The sequence below is a fragment of the Streptomyces kronopolitis genome (assembly GCF_014646275.1).
In the GTDB taxonomy this organism is placed as follows: Bacteria; Actinomycetota; Actinomycetes; order Streptomycetales; family Streptomycetaceae; genus Streptomyces; species Streptomyces kronopolitis.
In genome coordinates this window covers 1-6,786 of sequence record NZ_BMND01000079.1, presented here as the reverse complement: position 1 = coordinate 6,786, position 6,786 = coordinate 1, and the positions used below count along the sequence as shown (strand labels likewise).

Here is a 6,786-nt window from a genome sequence, read left to right as displayed (position 1 = left end):
GCAGCGGGCGGGGGCGCCGGCCGCCGCGGCGGGCGTCGCGGCGGGCGTCGCGTCGCCGGGGGCGCCGGCGGGGCCCTCGGCGGGAGCGTCGGCGATATGGGGCTGGTGGGGCTCATGGGGCACCTTCCGACCGTAACCGGTGGGCGCACCACGCCGCGCCCGCGCACCGGCCGGGGCCCGGCGGCCTCTCCCCTACTCCGGGTCCACCCCCAGCGTCGACAGGAACGCCAGCGCCGCCGGCGAGGGCCCCCGGGCGCTCCACACCACCCGCTCGGTCCGCTCGGGCGCCGGCCGGACCCGCACCGCGTGCAGCCCGGGCAGGCCGGCGGCCATGGGCGCCGGCACCATGCCGATGCCCAGCCCGGCCCGCACCAGCTTCGCCAGGAACTCGACCGTGGTCACCTCGTACGCCACCTCGGAGTCCAGGCCCGCCGCGCGGAACGCGTCCTCGCGCTGCCGGCGGGCGGCCGATCCCGCCGTGAAGTCGACGAAGGTCTCCCGCGCCACCCGCGCCAGGGTGGTCCACTCCCGCTCGGCCAGCGGATGCCCCGGCGGCACCACCGCGACCAGCTCGTTGCGTGCCAGCTCCCTCTCCGCCACACCGGGGTTGCGCGCACCGGGCACCATCCCGATGAAGGCGACGTCCAACACGGCGTCGCGCACCTTGTCCACGAGGGTCTCGGTCATCTCCATCTGCAGACGGATCTGCACCCGGGGATAGCGGCTGCGGAATTCGCCCAGCACCCGGGCGAGATCGACGGCCGAGACCGTGGAGATCGCCCCCACCACCAGCCGGCCGCGCACCTCGCCGGTGGCCGCCGCCACCTCGGCGCGGGCCCGCTCGACGGTCTGCAGCGCCTGCCGGGCGACCGGGAGGAAGGCCTCACCGGCGGCGGTCAGCCGGACGCTGCGGCTGGTCCGCTCGAAGAGCCGGGCGCCGAGGTCCTTCTCCAGCCGGGCGATCTGATGGCTGAGCGCGGACTGCACCACCCGGCAGCGCTCGGCGGCGCGGGTGAATCCGCCGGTCTCGGCCACCGCCACCACATAGCGCATCTGCTGCAGTTCCACACTTACCGACCTTAGACGACATCCATCTTATTTCGCGATGGTTCCCATGAAAACGATGTGTTGGACTCATCGTCCTGCGTCGCCCAGGGTGGAAGGTGCCCGTGGCCATCGTGGCGGCAGGGGAGACAGGGGAGGTCGCATCGTGGAGACCACGCAGCGAGCGGAGCCGGTCGCCGGGGACACCTCGGCGACCGGGCCGGGGCTGGGGCGCGGCACGCTGCTGCTGATGTCGGTCGCCACCGGCCTGTCCGTCGCCGGCAACTACTTCGCCCAGCCGCTGCTGAACGTCATCGGCCACGATCTGGGGCTGTCCACCTCCACCGCCGCGCTGGTGGTCACCGTCGCGCAGGTCGGCTACGCGCTCGGTCTGCTGCTGCTGGTGCCGCTCGGCGATCTGGTGGAGCGGCGCCGGCTCGCCGTCACCCTGACCGCGGCCACCGCCGTCTTCCTGACCGTCACGGCGAGCGCCCCGAACGCCGCCCTGCTGCTGACCGGCACCGCGCTGACCGGCCTGACCTCGGTCGCCGCCATGGTCGTGGTGCCCTATGCGGCGACCCTCGCGGCCCCCGCCGAACGCGGCCGGACCGTCGGCACCGTCATGACCGGGCTGCTGCTGGGCATATTGCTGGCCCGCACCGCCGCCGGGCTGCTGGCCGACGTCGGCAGCTGGCGCACCGTGTACTGGGTCAACGCGGCGCTGATGCTGATCATGGCGGTGCTGCTGCGGCTCAAGCTGCCCACGCTGCGCACCCCGGCCGGGCTGCGGTACCCGGCGCTGCTGCGCTCCATGCTGGGGCTGTTCGTCCAGGAGCCGGTGCTGCGGCGGCGGGCGGCGCTCGGTGCGCTGATCTTCGCGGGGTTCAGCGTGCTGTGGACGGCGCTGGCGTTCTTGATGTCCGGTCCGTCCTACGGCTGGCAGGAGTCGGCCATCGGGCTGCTGGGGCTGGTGGGCGCGGCCGGTTCGCTGTCCGCGTCGGCCGCCGGCCGGCTCGCGGACCGCGGTCTGGTGCACCACGTCACCGGCGCCGGGGCGTTCCTGCTGCTGGGGTCCTGGGGCCTGCTGGCGGCCGGCGGGGCGGGCGGCGGCTGGTCACTGGCGGCGCTGCTGGCCGGGGTGATCGTGCTGGATCTGGCGGTCCAGGCGGTGCACATCAGCAACCAGAACATGGTCTTCGGGGTCCGCCCCGAGGCGCGCAACCGCCTCAACTCCGTCTACATGACCAGCTACTTCGCCGGCGGCGCGGCGGGCTCGGCGCTGACCTCGGTGGTCTGGGGCACATCGGGCTGGAGCGGAGTGTGCATCCTGGGCGCGGCACTCGCCGCGATGACCGTGCTGGTCTGGGCCGCGGATCTGCTGCGGCGCCGCGCCCCCCGGCTCAGCGGCGGTTGACGGTCCTCACGCGGTGCCGCGCTCCGCGGCCAGCACCGCGTCCCGGTAGGCGCGGGCGGCCGCCCGCAGTGCCGCCTCGGGGTCGACGCCGTCGGCCTCGGCCCGTATCGCCATCGCCAGCAGCTCGTAGCCGATGCCGGGGCCGGTCGGCACGGCGACCGCGAGCCCCGCCGACCGCGCCCGCGAGGCGAGCTTCGCCGCGAGGGCGAGACCGGGCTGGGCCAGCGGCACCCCCTCGGTCACCGACTCCCGCTGCTTCTCCTCGGCCTTCGTCCGCATCCAGTGCGCCCGCACGTCCTCCGGGGTCTCGGCGGCCTCCTCCCCGAAGACATGGGGGTGGCGGTGGATCAGCTTCTCCACGATCGTGCCCGCGACATCGTCGACGGAGAACGGCTCGTCGGGATCGTCCTGGGCGATCCGGGCGTGGAAGACGACCTGGAGGAGCACGTCCCCCAGCTCCTCGCGCAGCTCCGCGCGGTCGCCCGACTCGATGGCCTCGACCATCTCGTAGGCCTCCTCCAGGCCGTACTTGGCGAGGTCCTCGTGCGTACGGATGCTGCTCCACGGGCACTCGGCGCGGATCCGGTCCATGACCTGGACGACATCGAGGAGGCGGGCGCCCGGCAGGTCGTAGGAGCCGGGCAGCAGCTCCAGGTCGGGCATGGTCTCGCGGCCGGAGCCGGCCAGCCGGGCCAGGCCGTCGGTCAGCGCGCTCTCGCCGTCCGCGGAGGTCAGGACGACGGCGGTGCGCGCCCCGGACACGCAGTGGTCGACCAGCTCGCGGGCGCCGGGGGACGCGGTCTCCACCTCGATGCCGGCCTCCCGCAGATACGGCAGCTGCGGATGGCCGGGGTCGGCGCACAGCACCCGCCCGGCCTCGCGCAGGACCTGCCACGCGGGCCAGGACAGCAGGCCGGGCGCGACCCGGTGGCTGGTGGTGAGCAGGACCAGGCGGCCGGTGCCGGTGCCCTCGGGGCGGGCGGCGGCGCCGGTGTCGGCGGCGGAGGCGTCAGCGTTCACGCCTCGAACGTAACGCACCCCACCGACAACGCCCGGCGCCGCCCGCCGAAGGCCCCGGCGGACGCCCGGCCCCCGCGGTACGTCCTGCGGTCAGGCCTGCTCCGCGGCGGACGCCGGGGTGATCCACGGGTCCTTCGTCTGCCCCAGGATGACCTGCTGGTCGTCCCACTTGCCGAACCGCGGATTGACGTCGATCCCCAGGGAGCGGGAGGTCTTGGCCAGCGCCCGGGCGAGCCGCTGCTGGCCCTGCGGCGTGCCCCGGTCCACGCCGAGGTGCCGGGCGACGCCGTCGAGCAGCAGCTGGTTGCGGACCATGCCGTCGATCTCGTCGGGCGCGATGCCCTGCTGGAGCCACATCTCCCGCAGCCGCCCGGCGCCGCCGGCCTGCCGCTCGGCCGCGGCCCGCCACCGCTGGACGTCCGCGCGGTCGGCCGTCACCCCGGCGTCCTGCGCGCTGCGCGCCAGCACCCGGTCGAAGATCATGCCGTTGAGGGTGGCCAGGCTCAGCCGGCCGGTGTTCCTGACGAGCTGACCGCCCTGCGGGGTCTCGGCCTGGGCGGCGCGCACGTCCTTCACCTTCGCCTGCAATTGCGAGACGGTGATCCGCTTCCCGTCCACGATGGCCGCGGCACCGGGATGCGCGGCGTCACCGCAGGCGGCGAGCAGAGGAGCCGCGACCAGCAGCGCGGCGGTGGCAGATACGGAGAGCGCTGTCCTACGGCGGAACACATGGCCTCCCGGCAGATCGTGCGACGAAGTCTCGACCTTGGTGGATCGATGCTATGGAGTCGGCGTGGCCTGAGCCACTGCTTCGGGCAACGATCTGGAGCGGGGTGGGTTTCTCGGCCGCGCACCGCCCGGCCCCCCGGCGGGAAGGGGCCGCACCCGGGAACGGACCCGTCCGCCCCGGCGTCTGAGTCACTGGCACCCGGGGCGGCGGGCGCGAGGGCTTGCGGCCGGGCGGGGGCAGGGCGCGGGTTCGAGTATCTTTCGAGCTGGGGGAGAGTGAGGGTCCGCATGAACACGGCCGCAGCAACGGCTGGGGATGCCCCGGGTCGGATACCGGGCCGCGATGGCCGCACCGGTGTCGTCGTACCGCCGCAGCGGACGGAGTCACCGGACGCGCCGCCGGCCACGCACGCCGGTGACGGCGGACCGCGGGGGCCGCGGGACCGGCTGCGGAGCGCCGCGCACCGGCTGCGCACGCGGACCGCTCCGCTGCGCCGCCCGCGCCTCGACCCGTACTGGACCGCCGCGCTCTTCTTCGTCGCCTACGCGGTACTGGCGCTCTGGCGCTTCCGCACCCTGTCCACGTCCTCCTGGGACCTGGGCATCTTCGAGCAGGCGATACGGGGCTACGCCCACTTCGGCGCGCCGATCGTGGACCTCAAGGGGCCGGGCACCAACATCCTCGGGGACCACTTCAGCCCCGTCCTAGTCGTACTCGCCCCCCTCTACCGGCTGTTCCCGTCCTCGCTGACCCTGCTGCTCGCGCAGGCCGCGCTGTTCGCGCTGTCCGTGCTCCCGGTCGCCCGCGCCGCCGCCCGTTCCCTGGGCCGCCTCCCCGGCCTGGCCATCGGCATCGCGTACGGGCTGTCGTGGGGCGTGCAGAAGGCCGTCGACTTCGACTTCCACGAGATCGCCTTCGCGATGCCGCTGATCGCCTTCGCGCTGGAGGCGGTGCTGCGCGGGCGGTGGACCGCGGCGGTGTGCTGGGCCGCGCCGCTGGTGCTGGTCAAGGAGGACCTCGGGGTGACCGCGGCCACCATCGGTGCGCTCGCCCTGATCCGCACCCGGCGGGCCGGCCCGCTGGCCATCGGACTGGTCGCCTTCGGCCTCAGCGCCACCGCCGTCACCCTCGGCGTGCTGATACCCGGCTTCAACGGCTCCGGCTCCTACGACTACTGGAGCAAGTTCGGCGCCGAGGGCGGCGGCGCGGCGATCCCCCTGGCCACCGCGCTCCGCACCACCCTGTGGGTCCTGCTGCCCACCACCGGCCTGCTCGCCCTGCGCTCCCCGCTGCTGCTGGTCGCACTGCCCACCCTGGGCTGGCGCTTCCTGTCGCACGAGCCCCACTACTGGGGCACCGACTGGCACTACAGCGCCGTGCTGATGCCGGTGGTCTTCCTGGCGCTGGTCGACGCGCTGCCGCGGATCCGGGTCTCCACCCGCCCCCGGCTGCGCTCCTACGCCCACCATCTGCCGGCCGCCGTACTGGCCGCCTCCCTGGCGCTGACCACCACCCTGCCGTTGGCCCGCCTCACCGAGTCCGCCACCTACCGCACCCCGCCGGACGCCGTCGCCGCCGAGAAGCTGCTGGCGCGGATACCCGACGGCGCGAGCGTGGAGTCCGACATCCGGCCGCTGAGCCGGCTCACCGGCCGCACCCGGGTCTTCTGGACCGGCGACACCGGGGGCCTGGCGCCCGACTACGTCGCCGTCCAGCTGCCCGCCGACCGCACCCCGCACCAGGCCCTGGCGGACGCCATGGCCCGCCATCCCCGCTCCACGTACGTCCTGTTCGGCTCGGCCGGAGGCCTGCTCGTATTCCACAGGACATCCGCCCGCTGAACGCGTACGGTGCCGCGATGACCACCCACGTGATCGTCCTGAACGGCGGCTCCAGCGCGGGCACTTCCACCCTGGCCCGGGCCCTCCAGGAGACCCTCCCCCGCCCCTGGCTGGCCTTCGGCGTCGACACCTTCGTCGCCGCCCTCCCGCCCGCCCTGACGGACAGCCCCGACGGCCTGGTGCTCGCCCCCGACGGCACGGTCTCGGTCGGCCCCGCGTTCCGCACACTGGAGACCGCCTGGCTGCACGGCATCGCCGCGATGGCCCGCACCGGCGCCGGCATCATCCTCGACGAGGTCCTCCTGAGCGGCGCCGCCGGCCAGGCCCGCTGGAGCCGGGCACTGGACGGCCTGACGGTCCTGTGGGTCGGCGTGCACTGCGACCCCGCCACGGCGGCCGCCCGCGAACTCGCCCGCGGCGACAGAGTGGTGGGCATGGCCACCACGCAAGCCGCCCTTGTTCACCAGGGCGTCGACTACGACCTTGAGGTCAACACGACCTCTACATCTCCCGCCGCGTGTGCGGAGCTTGTTGCTTCCCACGTTGCCGGGTGATCCGCCGTTTTTGTTTCTGTTCGTTTTTTTCGCCTTCGGCGGGGCGGGGTTGGTTGTGGGGTGGGGTCCGGTTGCTGCGTGGTGGTGGCGGGGGCAGGGGCTCCGGGGTGTGTTGTCGGACTGCTTCGCTTTACGTCCGACAACACACCCCTCCACCGGCCCGCACAGCGTGCGACTCCCTCG

The 6,786-nt window shown here is 74.3% G+C and carries 6 protein-coding genes; 3 read left to right on the top strand and 3 right to left on the bottom strand.

Features of this window, described 5'->3' with window-relative positions; translation table 11 throughout:
- Positions 1 to 192: 192 nt before the first annotated feature.
- Entirely contained in the window at positions 193 to 1,068 is an 876-nt protein-coding gene (locus tag IEY78_RS33470) for a LysR family transcriptional regulator (RefSeq protein ID WP_229700335.1), read from the bottom strand.
- 226 nt (positions 1,069 to 1,294) lie between these two features.
- On the opposite strand from IEY78_RS33470, the gene IEY78_RS33465 reads away from it, so the two are divergent.
- On the top strand, positions 1,295 to 2,458 hold the full coding sequence (locus IEY78_RS33465) for an MFS transporter (protein ID WP_229700336.1): 1,164 nt from the start codon (positions 1,295 to 1,297) through the stop codon (positions 2,456 to 2,458).
- A 6-nt stretch (positions 2,459 to 2,464) separates the two neighbouring features.
- Here IEY78_RS33465 and IEY78_RS33460 read toward each other — a convergent pair whose 3' ends face one another.
- Together IEY78_RS33460 and IEY78_RS33455 are read right to left on the bottom strand one after the other, a co-directional pair.
- Positions 2,465 to 3,478, bottom strand: a complete 1,014-nt coding sequence (locus IEY78_RS33460; protein WP_189104767.1) for a nucleoside triphosphate pyrophosphohydrolase — start codon at positions 3,476 to 3,478, stop codon at positions 2,465 to 2,467.
- 90 nt (positions 3,479 to 3,568) lie between these two features.
- Positions 3,569 to 4,207 (bottom strand): SurA N-terminal domain-containing protein, encoded by a 639-nt coding sequence (locus IEY78_RS33455; RefSeq protein WP_189104766.1) that lies wholly within the window; start codon positions 4,205 to 4,207, stop codon positions 3,569 to 3,571.
- A 288-nt stretch (positions 4,208 to 4,495) separates the two neighbouring features.
- On the opposite strand from IEY78_RS33455, the gene IEY78_RS33450 reads away from it, so the two are divergent.
- Both IEY78_RS33450 and cpt read left to right on the top strand, forming a co-directional pair.
- On the top strand, positions 4,496 to 6,049 hold the full coding sequence (locus IEY78_RS33450) for a DUF2079 domain-containing protein (protein WP_189104765.1): 1,554 nt from the start codon (positions 4,496 to 4,498) through the stop codon (positions 6,047 to 6,049).
- Between the two features lie 17 nt (positions 6,050 to 6,066).
- Positions 6,067 to 6,603 (top strand): chloramphenicol phosphotransferase CPT, encoded by a 537-nt coding sequence (gene cpt / locus IEY78_RS33445; protein WP_189104764.1) that lies wholly within the window; start codon positions 6,067 to 6,069, stop codon positions 6,601 to 6,603.
- Positions 6,604 to 6,786: the final 183 nt, after the last annotated feature.

Excerpts from the sequence above, each read along its gene's own strand:
- cpt (WP_189104764.1), top strand. The coding sequence starts at position 6,067 with ATGACCACCCACGTGATCGTCCTGAACGGCGGCTCCAGCGCGGGCACT.
- IEY78_RS33465 (WP_229700336.1), top strand. The coding sequence starts at position 1,295 with ATGTCGGTCGCCACCGGCCTGTCCGTCGCCGGCAACTACTTCGCCCAG.
- IEY78_RS33450 (WP_189104765.1), top strand. The coding sequence starts at position 4,496 with ATGAACACGGCCGCAGCAACGGCTGGGGATGCCCCGGGTCGGATACCG.